12 protein-coding genes are annotated in these 15,727 nt (G+C 71.3%); 7 read left to right on the forward strand and 5 right to left on the reverse strand.

The features are described from left to right. Nucleotides 1-27: 27 nt before the first annotated feature. From ACFSZT_RS13025 to lgt, 6 genes are all read left to right on the forward strand, one after another. On the forward strand, nt 28-1,584 hold the full coding sequence (locus tag ACFSZT_RS13025; RefSeq protein ID WP_377394128.1) for an anthranilate synthase component I: 1,557 nt from the start codon (nt 28-30) through the stop codon (nt 1,582-1,584). Continuing rightward, on the forward strand, nt 1,577-2,152 hold the full coding sequence (locus tag ACFSZT_RS13030; RefSeq protein ID WP_377394126.1) for a Trp biosynthesis-associated membrane protein: 576 nt from the start codon (nt 1,577-1,579) through the stop codon (nt 2,150-2,152). The genes ACFSZT_RS13025 and ACFSZT_RS13030 overlap by 8 nt, the downstream gene beginning before the upstream one ends. Before the next feature lie 154 nt (nt 2,153-2,306). Next, nucleotides 2,307-3,116, forward strand: a complete 810-nt coding sequence (trpC, locus tag ACFSZT_RS13035) for an indole-3-glycerol phosphate synthase TrpC (protein WP_377394124.1) — start codon at nt 2,307-2,309, stop codon at nt 3,114-3,116. Continuing rightward, nucleotides 3,095-4,333 carry a tryptophan synthase subunit beta gene (trpB, locus tag ACFSZT_RS13040; protein WP_377394122.1) on the forward strand — a complete coding sequence of 413 codons (1,239 nt, stop codon included), beginning with the start codon at nt 3,095-3,097 and terminating at the stop codon, nt 4,331-4,333. The genes trpC and trpB overlap by 22 nt, the downstream gene beginning before the upstream one ends. Nucleotides 4,334-4,335: 2 nt before the next feature. Continuing rightward, complete coding sequence (gene trpA / locus ACFSZT_RS13045) at nt 4,336-5,151, forward strand: tryptophan synthase subunit alpha (RefSeq protein ID WP_377394555.1); 816 nt, start codon at nt 4,336-4,338, stop codon at nt 5,149-5,151. Between the two features lie 61 nt (nt 5,152-5,212). Continuing rightward, the gene (gene lgt, locus ACFSZT_RS13050; RefSeq protein ID WP_377394120.1) at nt 5,213-6,259 is read left to right on the forward strand and encodes a prolipoprotein diacylglyceryl transferase; all 1,047 of its coding nucleotides are present in this window, start codon (nt 5,213-5,215) and stop codon (nt 6,257-6,259) included. Nucleotides 6,260-6,314: 55 nt separating this feature from the next. Here lgt and ACFSZT_RS13055 read toward each other — a convergent pair whose 3' ends face one another. From ACFSZT_RS13055 to ACFSZT_RS13075, 5 genes are read right to left on the reverse strand one after another with little or no spacing between them, the layout of a single operon-like run. Next, complete coding sequence (locus ACFSZT_RS13055) at nt 6,315-6,953, reverse strand: class I SAM-dependent methyltransferase (protein ID WP_377394117.1); 639 nt, start codon at nt 6,951-6,953, stop codon at nt 6,315-6,317. A 54-nt stretch (nt 6,954-7,007) separates the two neighbouring features. Beyond that, nucleotides 7,008-7,796, reverse strand: coding sequence for an SDR family oxidoreductase (locus ACFSZT_RS13060; protein WP_377394115.1), 789 nt, complete (start codon nt 7,794-7,796; stop codon nt 7,008-7,010). A gap of 25 nt (nt 7,797-7,821) precedes the next feature. Continuing rightward, entirely contained in the window at nt 7,822-8,604 is a 783-nt protein-coding gene (locus ACFSZT_RS13065; RefSeq protein WP_377394113.1) for an ABC transporter ATP-binding protein, read from the reverse strand. Next, nucleotides 8,601-9,647 (reverse strand): FecCD family ABC transporter permease, encoded by a 1,047-nt coding sequence (locus ACFSZT_RS13070; protein WP_377394111.1) that lies wholly within the window; start codon nt 9,645-9,647, stop codon nt 8,601-8,603. Before ACFSZT_RS13070 ends, ACFSZT_RS13065 begins: the two co-directional genes overlap by 4 nt. Nucleotides 9,648-9,653: 6 nt before the next feature. Continuing rightward, nucleotides 9,654-10,598 (reverse strand): ABC transporter substrate-binding protein, encoded by a 945-nt coding sequence (locus tag ACFSZT_RS13075; RefSeq protein WP_377394109.1) that lies wholly within the window; start codon nt 10,596-10,598, stop codon nt 9,654-9,656. Nucleotides 10,599-11,079: 481 nt separating this feature from the next. Between ACFSZT_RS13075 and gltB the strand changes: the two genes are divergently transcribed. Beyond that, entirely contained in the window at nt 11,080-15,651 is a 4,572-nt protein-coding gene (gene gltB, locus ACFSZT_RS13080) for a glutamate synthase large subunit (RefSeq protein ID WP_377394553.1), read from the forward strand. Nucleotides 15,652-15,727: the final 76 nt, after the last annotated feature.

Genomic DNA, 15,727 nt, shown 5'->3' on the forward strand with positions numbered 1-15,727 from the left:
CCGCACGGACGGCGGCACAATAACCGCATGGTGACTGCCCATTCCCTCGAGGCCGGCCGGGCCGGCCTGGGCGCGATCACGCCGTCCCGCGAGGAGTTCCGCGCTCTCGCGGAGGACCGGCGCGTGATCCCGGTGGTCCGGCGTCTGCTCGCCGACGCCGACACCCCCGTCGCGCTCTACCGCAAGCTCGCCGGGGACCGCCCCGGCACGTTCCTGCTCGAATCGGCGGAGAACGGGCAGTCCTGGTCGCGCTGGTCGTTCATCGGAGTGCGCAGCCCCTCCGCGCTCAGCGTGCGCGACGGCCAGGCGTGCTGGACCGGCACCCCCGTGACGGGACTGCCGACCGAGGGTGACCCGCTGACCGTGCTGCGGGAGACCATCGAAACCCTGCACACCGAGCCGCTGCCCGGAATGCCGCCCCTCACCGGCGGCATGGTCGGCTACATCGGCTACGACGCGGTGCGCTGGCTGGAACGGCTGCCCGAGCTCGCCGAGAAGGACATCGACATCCCCGAGCTGACGATGCTGCTGGCGACCGACCTCGCGGCGTTCGACCACCACGAGGGCACCGTCACGCTCATCGCCAACGCGGTGAACTGGGACGACAGCCCCGAGCGCGTGGACGCGGCCTACGACGACGCGGTGCGCCGCCTCGAGGAGATGACCACGCAGCTCGCCGCTCCCGCGCCCGCCACCAACGCCGTGTTCGACCGGCCCGCTCCGGAGTTCGTCCGGCAGCGCGCCAAGGAGGACTTCCACGCCGCCGTGGACGCGGCACGAGAGGCCATCCACGCCGGTGAGGCGTTCCAGATCGTGCCCTCCCAGCGGTTCGAGATGCGCACGGGCGCCGACGCCCTGGATGTCTACCGCGTGCTGCGGACCTCGAACCCCAGCCCGTACATGTACCTGCTGCGGCTCGACGGGTTCGACATCGTGGGGTCGAGCCCCGAGTCGCTGGTGACCGTGCGGGACGGCCGGGCCACGACCCACCCGATCGCCGGGACGCGCTGGCGCGGCGCCGACCCGGAGGAGGACGCCCAGCTCGCCAAGGACCTGCTCGCCGACGAGAAGGAGCGCGCCGAGCACCTGATGCTGGTCGACCTGGGCCGCAACGACCTCGGCAAGGTGTGCCGGCCGGGCTCGGTGCACGTGGTCGACTTCTTCGCCATCGAGCGCTACAGCCACGTCATGCACATCGTGTCGACGGTGACCGGAGAGCTCGCCGAGGGCAGGACGGCGTTCGACGCCGTGACCGCGTGTTTCCCGGCGGGCACGCTCTCCGGGGCGCCCAAGGTGCGGGCGATGGAGCTGATCGAGCAGCTCGAGCCGGTGCGGCGCGGGCTGTACGGCGGCGTGGTCGGCTACCTCGACTTCGCCGGGGACGCCGACACGGCCATCGCCATCCGGACCGCCTTGATGAAGGACGGCGTCGCCTACGTGCAGGCGGGCGGGGGTGTGGTCGCCGACTCGGTGGCCGACTACGAGGACAACGAGTCGCTCAACAAGGCGCGGACGGTGCTCTCGGCGGTCGCCGCCGCGGGCACGATGGCGCCCGCCGCGACGCTGGACGGGGACAGTGGCTGACCAGCCGGAGCAGAAGCGTCCACTGTGGATTGTGGTGGCCGCGTTGCTGCTCGGTGCCGCGGCACTGTGGGGGTCGTCGGCTCTCACCTGGATCGACGTCCCGCAGGGTCGCACCGTCGACGGCAGGCTCGCCGATGACTTCACCGGTGGCGAGCTGGCCAACTGGCACGTTCCGCTGGCGTTGTTCGCGCTGGCGGCGGTGGCGGGTGCGCTCGGCATCCGCGGCGTCGCCCGGCGGATCCTCGGGGTGCTGCTGGTGGTGGCGGGCGCCTGGACGGTGTACCTGGCCCTCGACGGCGACGTCTACGACGTGGCGTGGTCGGGCTGGGCGCCCGGCTACGAGAACAGCGGCGGAGAGCCGGCGCGGACCTTCTGGGGGCCCGCCCTGGCCGTGGCGGGCGGGGTGCTCGTCGCGCTGGCCGGGGGGCTGCTCGCCTGGCGCGGGCACCGGATGCCGAGAATGGGCGCGAAGTACTCCGCTCCGGGGACGAAGCGGGTGGCCCGCGACCCCGACACGGAGCTGTGGGATGCGCTTTCCGATGGCGAGGATCCGACCACGCGTAGTTAGGAAAGTCGCTCAACCACTGGTGGACAAGACAATTCCGACCCGGAGCCGGTGCGGCCGAACGCGAGGGTTAGCATCGATTCGGCGGGAAGGGGAAGGTTTTTGTGAGCCACCTTGCGAGTGAATCAACAACCTTGACGGCCGGTGAGGTTGCCCGGTGAGCGTTCTCGAGGACATTGTCGCGGGCGTGCGGGCCGACCTCGCCGAACGCGAGGCGGCGTTGCCGTTCGACGAGCTGAAGAAGCAGGCCGCGGCGGCATCCCCGCCGAGGGACGTCATGGCCGCCCTGCGGGAGTCCGGCATCGGCGTGATCGCCGAGGTGAAGCGACGGAGCCCGTCGAAGGGCGACCTGGCCGCCATCGGTGATCCGGCCGCGCTGGCCAAGGACTACGAGGACGCCGGTGCGCGCGTCATCAGCGTGCTCACCGAACAGCGCCGGTTCGGCGGCTCGCTGGCCGACCTGGACGCCGTCCGCGCCGCGGTGGACATCCCCATCCTGCGCAAGGACTTCATCGTCAGCCCGTACCAGGTGCACGAGGCGCGCCTGCACGGAGCCGACATGGTACTGCTCATCGTGGCGGCACTGGAGCAGAACGCGCTGGTCGCGCTGCTCGACCGCGTCGAGTCGCTGGGTATGACGGCGCTCGTCGAGGTCCACAACGCCGAGGAGGCCGACCGCGCCCTGGAGGCGGGTGCGTCGGTGATCGGCATCAACGCCCGTAACCTGCACACACTCGAGGTGGATCGCGACGTGTTCGGCAGGCTGGCCCCCGGCCTTCCGATGGACACGTACAAGGTCGCCGAGTCGGGCGTGCGCGGTCCCGGCGACCTCATGGCCTATGCCGGGCACGGCGCCGACGCCGTGCTGGTCGGCGAGGGCCTCGTCGCCACGGACGACCCGAAGGGTGCGCTCGTCAAGCTGGTGACCGCGGGATCGCACCCGGCATGCCCGAGGCCGAGCCGGTGACACAGAACGTTCAGCACAGCAAGCACGACCCCGACGAGCGCGGCCACTTCGGCCCGTACGGCGGGCGGTTCCTTCCCGAAGCCCTCATGGGCGCGCTCGACGAGCTCGCCGCCGAGTACCGCAAGGCGCAGGAGGATCCGGAGTTCACGGCCGAGTTCGACCGGCTGCTCTCCGACTACGCGGGCAGGCCGTCGCTGCTGACCGAGGCGCCACGGTTCGCCCGGCACGCCGGCGGCGCGCGGATCTTCCTCAAGCGTGAGGACCTCAACCACACCGGGTCGCACAAGATCAACAACGTGTTGGGTCAGGCGCTGCTCACCAAGCGGATGGGCAAGAAGCGCGTGATCGCCGAGACGGGCGCGGGTCAGCACGGGGTCGCCACGGCCACGGCGTGCGCGCTGCTCGACCTCGACTGCGTGGTCTACATGGGTGAGGTCGACACCGAGCGGCAGGCGCTCAACGTGGCCAGGATGCGGCTGCTCGGCGCCGAGGTCGTCGCCGTCAAGACCGGCTCCCGGACGCTCAAGGACGCCATCAACGAGGCCCTGCGCGACTGGGTGACCAATGTGGACACCACGCACTACCTGCTCGGGACGGCGGCGGGCGCGCACCCGTTCCCGGTCATGGTGCGTAACTTCCACAAGGTGATCGGCGAGGAGGCGCGCAGGCAGATCCTCGAGGCCACCGGCAGGCTGCCGGACGCCGTCGCCGCCTGCGTCGGCGGCGGGTCCAACGCCATCGGCATCTTCCACGGGTTCATCGACGACCCGGACGTGCGGCTCGTCGGCCTCGAGCCCGGCGGCAAGGGCATCGAGACGGGCGAGCACGGCGCGACCCTCACCGAGGGAACGCCGGGCACCCTGCACGGCGCGCTGTCGTACCTGCTGCAGGACGAGGACGGCCAGACGATCGAGGCGTACTCGATCTCGGCGGGTCTGGACTACCCCGGAGTCGGCCCCGAGCACTCGCACCTCAAGGACAGCGGCCGGGCGGAGTACCGCGCCGTCACCGACGCCGAGGCCATGGACGCCTTCCAGCTGCTGTCGAAGACCGAGGGCATCATTCCCGCGATCGAGTCCGCGCACGCTCTCGCCGGCGCGCTCCAGCTGGGCCGGGAGCTCGGTTCCGATGCGCACATTCTCGTCAATCTCTCCGGTCGCGGGGACAAGGACGTGGACACCGCGGCGCGGTACTTCAACCTGGTGGAGGGCGTGTGAGCGTGCCGGCGAGCGACGAGCTGAACGCGACCCGGGGCATCGATGCCCTCTTCGCGCGGACTCGGGCGGAGAAGCGCGCCGCGCTGGTCGGGTACCTGCCCGCGGGCTATCCCACCGTCGCGGCGTCCAAGGAACTGCTGGCCGCCACCCTCGACGCGGGCGCCGATCTGGTCGAGGTGGGACTGCCCTACTCCGATCCGGTGATGGACGGGCCGACGATCCAGGCGGCGGCCGAAGCCGCGCTGCGCAACGGGTTCCGGCTCAAGCACCTGTTCGAGGTGGTCGAGTCGGTGGCCGAGCGGGGTGGCCACGCCGTCGTGATGACGTACTGGAATCCGGTGTTCCACTACGGTGTCGACGCCTTCGCGCGGGACCTGGCCGCGGCGGGCGGGCTCGGCATGATCACCCCGGACCTGACGCCGGACGAGGCCGGCGACTGGCTCGCCGCGTCCGAGCAGCACGGCCTCGACCGCATCTTCCTCGTGGCTCCGTCGTCGTCGGAGGAGCGCATCGCCCTGACCGCGAAGGCCGCCACCGGATTCGTGTACGCCACGGCGGTGATGGGCGTGACCGGCGCCCGCGACCGGGTGGGTGAGGCCGCCGAGGATCTCGTCAAGCGCACGCGCCCGCACACCGACCTGCCGATCGGGGTCGGGCTGGGCGTGCGGTCGGGTGAGCAGGCCGCCGAGGTCGCCGCGTTCGCGGACGCGGTCATCGTCGGATCGGCCCTGGTGACCAAGGCGGGCGAGAGCGCCTCCGAGCTGGCGGCGCTGACCGCGGAGCTCGCCGAGGGCGTCCGCCGCCCGCGCCCCGCCTGACCCCGGGCGTGGAGCCGAACCTCCGCGGCCGGGGGCCGGTTGCTCACGCTACGGTGGCCCCGTGAGTACCGCGTCGGCAGTCTTCCTCGCCAACATTCCCAGCCCGGACCGGGGCGTGTGGCAGCTCGGACCGGTGTCGCTGCGGGCCTACGCGCTGTTCATCATCCTCGGCATCATCGTCGCCATCTGGTGGGGCGAGCGCCGGTGGGCGCAGCGGGGTGGCACCAAGGGGACGATCATCGACGTCGCGGTGTGGGCGGCGCCGTTCGGCCTCGTCGGCGGGCGGCTCTATCACGTCATCACCGACAACCAGCTGTACTTCGGCGAGGGCAAGGACCCGATCCGCGCGCTGTATGTGTGGGAGGGCGGCCTCGGCATCTGGGGCGCGATCGCGCTCGGTGCGGTCGGCGCGTGGATCGCCTGCCGCCGCAAGGGCATTCCCCTGCCGGCGGTCGCCGACGCCGTGGCGCCCGGCATCGTGGTCGCGCAGGCCATCGGCAGGCTCGGCAACTACTTCAACCAGGAGCTCTACGGCGGGCCGACCGATCTGCCGTGGGGTCTGGAGATCTACCGCCGCGTCGATCCCGGCAACCCGCTCGTGGACGACCCGCTCAACGGGGTCGCGGTCAACGACGTCCCGATCGAGGTCGTGCATCCCACGTTCCTGTACGAGCTGCTGTGGAACCTCGCGGTCGCGCTGCTCATCGTGTGGCTGGACCGCAAGTTCCGGCTCGGGCACGGTCGCGTATTCGCTCTCTACGTCGCCGGCTACACGGCGGGGCGGTTCTGGATCGAGCTCATGCGGACCGACCCGGCGAACGAGATCCTTGGGCTGCGGGTCAACGTCTGGATGTCGGTGCTGGTGTTCATCGGCGCGGTCGTCTACTTCGTCCTGGCGGGCAAGAAGGGTCCGAGGGAGGAGCCGGAGACGTTGCGCGGCAAGGACGACGACACGGAAACCGCGGACCAGCAGCGCGACGGCGACGCGGCGAGCAGCCCGGATCAGGACGGCACGAAGGGCTCGGGCGACCCGGACAAGGCCACGGCCACCGGGCAGGCGGAGTCCTCCGGCGGCGCGGAGGAGCGCAGGTCCGACTCGGGCGACTGAGCGTTTGGTGCCCTGGGTACCGCATTCGGTTTTCCTGTACGGCGGCGGCGTCCGGTCAGCTGAGCTGGGGTCGCCGCCACCGCAGCAGGTACCGCCAGTGGGCCAAACGGCGTACCTCGCTTCCGGGCAGCACGGCGGCGGCGGTCGACCGGACCTGCGCGGTCGTCAGGCTCGGGTCGAGGATCGGCATCCGGTCGTGGGTGTCCTCGGCGCGGTACCAGTCCCGGCCGGTGAGCCGGCGCAGCGCGGCGAAGCCGAGCCCGAGCGTCAGGTGACTGACGGCGCCCAGGAGTTCGACCGGGAGTTCGCGCGGCAGGTCCGTCCGCGGCAGCGCCACGGCCGCGAGCACGCCGCCTGGACGTACGGCCCGGGCGAGCCGCGTGAGCGCCGTCTCGAGCGGCAGGTGGTGCAGTGCCGTCATCGAGACCACCGCGTCGTACCCGGCGTCCGGGAGCGGGTATTCCAGCACGTCGGCGAGGACGCACCGCACGTTGGCGGGGGTTCGTTCCCGCGCGAACTCGATCATCTCGGGTGAGCAGTCGATGGCGTCGACGTGGGTCGCTCGCCGCGCCAGGCGCGCCGTCATCGAACCTGCGCCGCACCCCACGTCCAGCACCCGGCGCGCGCCCATCGGCACCGCCCGGAGCAGCAATCGCTGGTAGTAGGCGTTGTGATCCCAGCCGAACGGATCCATGGCCCCGATCCTGTCAGGCCCGGGCGGGGACCCCGGTGAGGTCGGCGCGAGGCGTCAGAGGTCGGGCAGGCCGAGGTCGAGGTTGGGCACCTGCTGGCCGCCGTCGACCTCCAGCACCTTTCCCGTCAGATAGCCGCCGGCGGGCGAGGCCAGGTAGACGACCGTGGTGGCGATCTCCTCGGGGTCGCCGATGCGTCGCAGTGGCGTGGCCGCCTCCACGCGCTCCCGAAGTTCCGGATCTCCGACCACGACGTCCAGCGCGGAGGTGGCGATCGATCCTGCCGAGACGGCGTTGACCCGGATGCTCGGCGCCAGGTCGGCCGCCGCGAGCCGGGTGTAGTGGGCGAGGGCGGCCTTGGCCGTGCCGTAGGCGAGGTAGCCGCGCCCCGCCACACGGCCGACGACCGAGGTGATGTTGACGATCGAGCCGCCGCCGTTCTCGAGCATCGCGGGTACCGCGGCGCGGGTGAGCGCGTGCGCGGTGGACACGTTGAAGCGCACCGCGTCCTCGAGGAAGCCGGTGGACGTGTCGAGCAGTGGGCGGGGAAGTGCGCCGCCCACGTTGTTGACGACGATGTCGAGCCGGCCGAACCGCGTGACGGCAGCGTCCGCGAGCGCGCCCGCGGCGGCCGGGTCGGCGAGGTCGGCGGCCACGGCGTGGGCCTTGCGGCCGGTGCCGGCGATGCGCTCGGCGACCTCGTCGAGCTGGGAGCGGGTGCGGGCGGCGAGCACGACATCGGCGCCCGCCTCGGCGAGCGCGAGTGCGGTGGCGGCGCCGATGCCCCGGCCGGCGCCGGTCACCACGGCGACGCGGTCGGGCACGCGGAAGCGGTCGAGGATCACGGCCGGAACTGTAACACGTTCTAGTTCAGGGCCGGATCCGCCGGACGGGCGCCACGACGGGGTGGCCTTCGGCGGTGGTGAGCACCTCGACGTCGGCCGAGTAGTGCTCGCGGAGGCGTTCGGTGGTCAGCACCTCCGCCGGTTTGCCCGACGACACGAGACGGCCCCGATCGAGCAGCACCAGTTCGTCGGCGTACTGCGCCGCGAACGTGAGGTCGTGCAGGGTCGTCACCACGGTCGTGCCGTCCTCGCGGCGCAGCTGGTCGAGCCGCTCCAGCAGGGTCTGCGCGTGCCCGACGTCGAGGCCGGTGGTCGGTTCGTCGAGCAGCAGCAGTGTCGTCCGCTGGGCGAGCACTCGGGCGAGCACGGCACGCTGTAGCTCGCCACCGGAGAGCGTGCCGAGCTTGCGCGCCGCCAGGGCGTCCAGGTCGAGGCGGTCCAGTGTCTCGTCCACGATGGACAGATCGGAGCGGCTTTCCCGCGCCAGCAAACCGAGGTAGGGCGTCCGTCCAAGCAGGACGTAATCGGTGACCGTGAGCCGCTCGGGTAGCACGGGGTTCTGCGGTGCATACCCGATGAGCCGGGCTCTGTCCTTGCGCGACAGCGAGTCCGCAGGAGTTCCATCCAACGTCACGCTGCCCTGCCACGGAACGAGTCCGGCGATGGCCTTGAGCAGTGTCGACTTCCCGGCTCCGTTGGGGCCGACGATCGCGAGCCAGCGTCCGGTGCCGACACTCACCGACACGTCCCGCACCACCGGTTCGGCGTCGTATCCGGCGCTCACGCCGTGCAGCGACAGCTCCGTCATGCCACCCGCCTCCCGCTGGTACGCAGCACTACCGCGAAGAACGGCGCACCCGCGAACGCCGTCACCACGCCGAGCGGTAGCTCTCCCGGCATGATCGTGCGTGCCACGAAGTCGGCGAGGATCAGGAACACGGCCCCGCCGATGAGCGACAGCGGCACGATGACCCGGTAGCTGGCCCCGGCGAGCAGCCGGACGAGGTGCGGCACGACGATGCCGACGAAGCCGATCAACCCGCTCACCGCCACCGCCGCCGCCGTCGCCAGCGACGCGGCCGCGAGCAGCACCAGCCGCACCCGGCCGGGATGCAGACCGAGCGAGGCGGCCTCGGCGTCGCCGAGCGTCAGGACGTCGAGCAGCCGCGAGGCCGCCGTCAGCACCACGGCTGCCAGTGCGATGTAGGGCAGGGCGAGCCAGACGTCGGTCCAGCCGGTGACGTTCAGCCCGCCGAGCGTCCACGTGTAGACCTGCTTGATCGTGTCGGTGTTGAGCTGCTGCACGAACGTCTGGATCGCGGTGAGGAAGGCCGTCACCGCGACGCCGGCGAGCAGCAGCGTCGCCGTGCCCGAGCCGCCCGCGGACCGGCCGAGCAGCCAGCTCAGCCCCACCCCCGCGAGCGCGCCCGCGAACGCGGCGAGCGGCAACGGTCCCACGAGCCAGGTCGTGACCGCGGGGGCGAACACGACGACGATCGTCGCGGCCATGCCCGCCCCGGCGGCGGCGCCGAGCAGGTAGGGGTCGGCGAGCGGGTTGCGGAACACACCCTGGAACGCCGCACCCGCACCGGCCAGCGCCGCGCCGACGAGCCCGGCGAGCAGGACGCGCGGCATGCGGAGTTCCCACACGATGGCCGCTTCGCGCTCGGACAGCGGCGATGTGCCGCCGGTGAGCTGCGCGCCGATCTCGGCGAGCACGCGCGACCAGCCAAGCTCACCCGATCCGGCCACCAGGGCGAAGACGAGCGTGGCCGCGAGGGCGGCCAGCGCCAGCACGAGGGCCAGGGGGTGCAGCCGCGTCGTCGACGGCCGGGAGCGGGCCCGCAGCATGGACCGTCACCTGCCGCTCACGGCGTCGGCCACCGTGCGCGCGAACTCCACCAGCCGAGGGCTCCAGCGCGACACGACGTCGTCGTCAAGCGCGAACACGCGGTTCTTCCGCACGGCGGTGAGGGTGTCCCAGCCGGGTCGAGCGGCGACGGTGTCCGGGTTCTGCCCGCAGCACTTGCTGTCGGCCAGGAAGATGAAGTCCGGGTCCGACCGCAGAATGTGCTCGGCCGAGAGCTGCGGGTAGCCGCCCATGGCCTTCGGGTTGCCCTGGTCGGCGATGTTGGCCAGCCCGAACCGTCCGTAGACCTCGCCGAGGAACGTCGCCGACGTGACGCTGTAGAACGTCCCGTCGAGCTCGTGGTAGTAGGTGAGCCGGCCCTCCGGGACACGCGCGCCGGCGACGAGCTTGTCGATGTCCGAGGAGACCCGGCGGGCGAGATCCTTGCCCTCCCGCGCGTGCCCGGTCGCCTGCCCGACCAGTTCGAACTGCCGGTAGGCGGCGTCGAGCGTGGTGGGCGCGGGAAGCACGAGCGTGGTGATCCCGGTCCGGCGGAGGGCGTCGGCGAGCTTGCCCTCGGTGTCCGACTCGACGATGACCAGGTCGGGATTGTGCGCGGCGATGGCCTCCGGATCCGGGTCGAGGCCGCTGAGCGCGGTCTTCGGCGCGTGGGCGGGGAAGTTCGACAGCTCGTCGACGGCCGCCACCTGCTTGCCCGCGCCGACGGCGTAGAGCGTTTCGGTGACCGAGGGGACGAGCGAGACGATGCGTTCGGGGCGCTGCTCGATGGTGACGGCGGGGGCGCCCTCGGGGCGCACCTCGACGGGGAAACCCGCCGCGGCTTCCTGCTGGCCGGACGACGCGGGCTTGCGGTCGGCGCAGCCGGTGAGGAGCAGAACACCGAGCAGGGGGAGTAGGGCGAGCAGCCGCCGGTGGCGGGACACGCGGACCATGGGGACCTCGACTGTTCGGCCGGCGCTGGGCCGCGGCCCGGCCGGTGGCCGAGGACGCCGCACCCCTGCGCCGGAGGCGGAATGGCGTCGGCGCGAGGGCAGGCGACCTGACTCGGCCCGCTCGCCCGGACCTGCCGATCACGGTCGTCGCGGGGCCATCACAGTTGCGGCACAGCGCCGGATTCCCACCGGACTTCGCTACCGCTCGCGTCGAGAGGAAACTACCAGCTCCGAACTGGGTAAACTGGAGTAACCCGGTGCGGGCTTGAACGTCGGGTAGACTGGCCCGAGAGCGACCGCTCACGAGCCCATCAAGAACACCATCGTTCCGAACCGCCGGATTGTTACAGTTCGGATGAAATTCGCACCATGACTCTGGTGCTTCCAGGTTTCCCTGATGTTAAGGTCGCGCTAATAGGCGGGCCATCGTCGTCCCGTGCCCAGCACTGAACCGAGCACGACGACGACGCAGGAGGTCCCTTTGATCTTCTCCGCGATTCCGTCTCGGCAGGGCCTGTACGACCCTGCGACGGAACAGGATTCCTGCGGTGTGGCCATGGTTGCCCACGTCCGTGGTATTCGCACCCACAGCATCGTCACCGACGGTCTGAACGCGCTCACGAATCTGGACCACCGCGGCGCCGCGGGGGCCGAGCCGACCAGCGGCGACGGCGCCGGAATCCTGGTGCAGCTCCCCGACGAGCTGCTGCGGGACGAGGTGGACTTCGAGCTGCCCCGGCCGGACGCCTTCGGGCAGCACCACTACGCGGCGGGCATCGCGTTCCTGCCCGCGGAGGCCGAGCAGCGCCGCAAGGCGGTCGAGATCATCGAGCGCATCGCGAGCGAGGAGAGCCTCAGGGTGCTCGGCTGGCGCGAGATGCCCACTGACGCCGACGCCGCCGACATCGGGCCGACGGCCCGCTCGGTGATGCCGCACTTCGCCATGCTCTACGTCGCGGGCGAGCCGGACGCCGACGGCCGCACGCCGGGCGGCATCGAGCTCGACCGGCTGGCGTTCTGTCTGCGCAAGCGTGCCGAGCACGAGAGCGAGTCGGCCGGTTGCGGCGTGTACTTCCCGTCGCTGTCGGCGCGCACGCTCGTCTACAAGGGCATGCTCACACCCGAGCAGCTGCCCCTGTTCTTCCCGGACCTGCGCGACGAGCGGCTGGTGAGCGCGATCGCGCTGGTGCACAGCCGCTTCTCCACGAACACCTTCCCGTCGTGGCCGCTGGCGCACCCGTTCCGGTTCGTCGCGCACAACGGCGAGATCAACACCATCCGCGGCAACCGCAACCGGATGAGGGCGCGCGAGGCGCTGCTGGACTCGGACCTGATCCCGGGCGACCTCACGCGGCTGTACCCGATCTGCTCGCCGGACGCCTCGGACTCCGCGTCCTTCGACGAGGTGCTCGAGCTGCTGCACCTCGGCGGCCGCAGCCTCCCGCACGCGGTGCTGATGATGATCCCGGAGGCGTGGGAGAACCACGCCACCATGGACGAGCAGCGCCGCGCCTTCTACCAGTTCCACGCGAACCTGATGGAGCCGTGGGACGGCCCCGCCTGCGTCACGTTCACCGACGGCACCCTCGTGGGCGCCGTGCTCGACCGCAACGGCCTGCGCCCCGCGCGCTGGTGGCGCACTGCCGACGACCGCGTCGTCCTCGCCAGCGAGGCCGGGGTCCTCGACGTGCCGCCGGAGGAGGTGATCGCCAAGGGCAGGCTGAAGCCGGGCCGCATGTTCCTCGTGGACACCGAGGCGGGCCGGATCGTCAACGACGACGAGATCAAGGAAACCCTGGCGAACGAGGCCCCGTACGACGAGTGGCTGCACGCCGGCCTGCTGTCGCTGTCGGAACTGCCCGACCGCGACCACATCACGCAGACGCACCAGTCCGTGCTGCGGCGCCAGCTTTCCTTCGGCTACACCGAGGAGGAGCTCAAGATCCTGCTCGGTCCGATGGCCGCCAAGGGTGCGGAGCCGGTCGGCTCGATGGGCACCGACACCCCGCCCGCCGTGCTGTCGAAGCGGCCGCGGCTGCTCTACGACTACTTCAAGCAGGGCTTCGCGCAGGTCACCAACCCGCCGTTGGACGCGATCCGCGAGGAGCTGGTCACCTCGATGAGCCGGATCATGGGGCCGGAGCAGAACCTGCTCGCGCCCGGACCGGCGTCGTGCAGGCACATCCAGCTGCAGTACCCCGTGGTCGACAACGACGAGCTGGCGAAGCTCATCCACATCAACGACGACGGCGACTTGCCGGGCTTCGCGTGCGCCGTGCTGTCCGGCCTGTTCGAAGTGGACGGTGGAGGCGCCGCGCTGGCCGAGGCGATCGAACGCGTCCGCCGCGAGGCGTCGGAGGCCATCGCCGCGGGGGCGCGCACGCTGGTGCTCTCGGACCGCGACTCCGACCACCGCATGGCGCCGATTCCGTCGCTGCTGCTGGTCTCGGCCGTGCATCACCACCTCGTGCGGACCAAGGAGCGGCTCAAGGTCGCGCTGGTCGTCGAGACCGGTGACGCCCGCGAGGTGCACCACATCGCACTGCTGCTCGGGTACGGCGCCGCCGCGGTGAACCCGTACCTGGCGTTCGAGACGATCGAGGACATGATCGCCCAGGGCGCGATCAGCGGCATCGAGCCGGGCAAGGCCGTTCGCAACTACGTGAACGCGCTCGTCAAGGGCGTCCTGAAGATCATGTCCAAGATGGGCATCTCGACCGTCGGCGCCTACACGGCGGCGCAGGTGTTCGAGTCGTTCGGCCTGTCGCAGGAGGTGCTCGACGAGTACTTCACCGGCACGGTCTCCAAGCTCGGCGGCGTCGGCCTCGACGTGCTCGCCGAGGAGGTCGCCGCCCGGCACCGGCGCGCCTACCCGGAGAATCCGACCGAGCGCGCGCACCGCGGCCTGGAGACCGGCGGCGAGTACGCCTACCGCCGCGAGGGCGAGCTGCACCTGTTCACCCCGGAGACGGTGTTCCTGCTCCAGCACGCGAGCAAGACCCGGCGCGAGGAGGCCTACCGCGCCTACACCGAGGAGGTGAACCGCCTCAACCGGGAGGGTGGCGCGCTGCGTGGCATGTTCCGCTTCCGCAAGGAGAAGCGCGAGCCGGTGCCCATCGACGAGGTGGAGTCCATCGAGTCGATCTGCAAGCGCTTCAACACCGGCGCCATGTCCTACGGCTCGATCTCGGCCGAGACGCACGAGACGCTCGCCATCGCCATGAACCGCATCGGCGGCCGGTCCAACACCGGCGAGGGTGGCGAGGATCCCGAGCGGCTCTACGACCCGGAACGGCGCAGCCGGATCAAGCAGGTCGCGAGTGGACGGTTCGGCGTGACGAGCGAGTACCTCGTCAACGCCGACGACATCCAGATCAAGATGGCGCAGGGCGCCAAGCCCGGCGAGGGCGGACAGCTGCCGCCGAACAAGGTCTACCCGTGGATCGCCAAGACCCGGCACTCCACGCCCGGGGTGGGCCTGATCTCGCCGCCGCCGCACCACGACATCTACTCGATCGAGGACCTGGCGCAGCTGATCCACGACCTGAAGAACGCCAACGAGCGGGCGCGCGTCCACGTCAAGCTCGTCAGCTCCCTCGGCGTCGGCACGGTCGCGGCGGGTGTGTCCAAGGCGCACGCCGACGTCGTGCTCATCTCCGGGCACGACGGCGGTACCGGTGCCTCGCCGCTGAACTCGCTGAAGCACGCGGGCACGCCGTGGGAGATCGGGCTGGCCGAGACGCAGCAGACGTTGCTGCTCAACGGTTTGCGCGACCGCATCACGGTGCAGGTGGACGGTGCGATGAAGACCGGCCGGGACGTGCTGGTCGCCGCGCTGCTCGGTGCCGAGGAGTACGGCTTCGCCACCGCGCCGCTCGTCGTGGCCGGCTGCATCATGATGCGCGTCTGTCACCTCGACACCTGTCCGGTGGGCGTCGCGACGCAGAATCCCGAGCTGCGCAAGCGCTACACCGGCCAGGCCGAGCACGTGGTGAACTACTTCCGGTTCGTGGCGCAGGAAGTGCGTGAGTTGCTGGCCGAGCTCGGTTTCCGGACTCTCGACGAGGCCATCGGCCGGGTGGACGTGCTCGACGTCGACGAGGCCGTGGAGCACTGGAAGGCGGAAGGGCTCGACCTGGCGCCGATCTTCGAGATGCCCACCGACACCCCGTACGGCGGGGCGCGGCGCAAGATCCGCGAGCAGGACCACGGGCTGGAGCACGCCCTGGACCGCACGCTCATCCAGCTCGCCGAGGCGGCGCTGGAGGACGCGCACCCGGTGCGGCTCGAACTGCCCGTGCGCAACGTCAACCGCACGGTCGGCACGCTGCTGGGTTCGGAGATCACGCGGCGCTACGGCAGCGCGGGCCTGCCCGACGACACCATCCGGATCCTGCTGACGGGTTCGGCGGGCCAGTCGCTCGGTGCCTTCCTGCCGCCGGGCGTGACGATCGACATGGTCGGCGACGCCAACGACTACGTCGGCAAGGGACTGTCCGGTGGGCGGATCATCGTGCGCCCGCATCCGGACTCGCCGTTCGCGGCGGAGGGCCAGGTCATCGCGGGCAACACGATCGCTTACGGGGCGACCAGCGGTGAGCTGTTCATCCGCGGCCAGGTCGGCGAAAGGTTCGGGGTGCGCAACTCGGGCGCCCTGATCGTCGCGGAAGGTGTGGGCGACCACGCCTTCGAGTACATGACCGGCGGTCGCGCCGTGGTGCTCGGCCGGACCGGGCGCAACCTCGCGGCCGGAATGTCCGGCGGCGTGGCGTACGTGCTCGATCTGGACCAGGCCCAGGTCAATCCGGGCATGGTGGAGCTGGAGCGTCCGACCGCCGACGAGCTGGCCTGGCTCAAGGACATCGTCGTCCGCCATCACGAGCTGACGCGGTCGGCGGTGGCCGCGTCCCTGCTCGGTGACTGGCCGCGCCGGTCGGCGGCGTTCACCAAGGTGATGCCGCGTGACTACAAGCGCGTTCTGGAGGCGACCAAGGCCGCGCGGGCGGCGGGTCGCGATGTGGACGAGGCGATCATGGAGGCGGCTCGTGGCTGACGATCGCGGAGCATGCGGAGCTTGGGCCATGGCTGCCGACCGGGTGCGGGTGCCCCGCAGGGAACAGGAGGCGGCT

Source organism: Prauserella oleivorans, assembly GCF_042685745.1.
Lineage (GTDB): Bacteria > Actinomycetota > Actinomycetes > Mycobacteriales > Pseudonocardiaceae > Prauserella_A > Prauserella_A oleivorans.

Coding starts and splice junctions, on each gene's coding strand:
- ACFSZT_RS13070 (WP_377394111.1), bottom strand. CDS start 9,647: ATGCTGCGGGCCCGCTCCCGGCCGTCGACGACGCGGCTGCACCCCCTG.
- ACFSZT_RS13025 (WP_377394128.1), top strand. CDS start 28: ATGGTGACTGCCCATTCCCTCGAGGCCGGCCGGGCCGGCCTGGGCGCG.
- trpB (WP_377394122.1), top strand. CDS start 3,095: ATGCCCGAGGCCGAGCCGGTGACACAGAACGTTCAGCACAGCAAGCAC.
- ACFSZT_RS13075 (WP_377394109.1), bottom strand. CDS start 10,598: ATGGTCCGCGTGTCCCGCCACCGGCGGCTGCTCGCCCTACTCCCCCTG.
- ACFSZT_RS13055 (WP_377394117.1), bottom strand. CDS start 6,953: ATGGATCCGTTCGGCTGGGATCACAACGCCTACTACCAGCGATTGCTG.
- ACFSZT_RS13065 (WP_377394113.1), bottom strand. CDS start 8,604: ATGACGGAGCTGTCGCTGCACGGCGTGAGCGCCGGATACGACGCCGAA.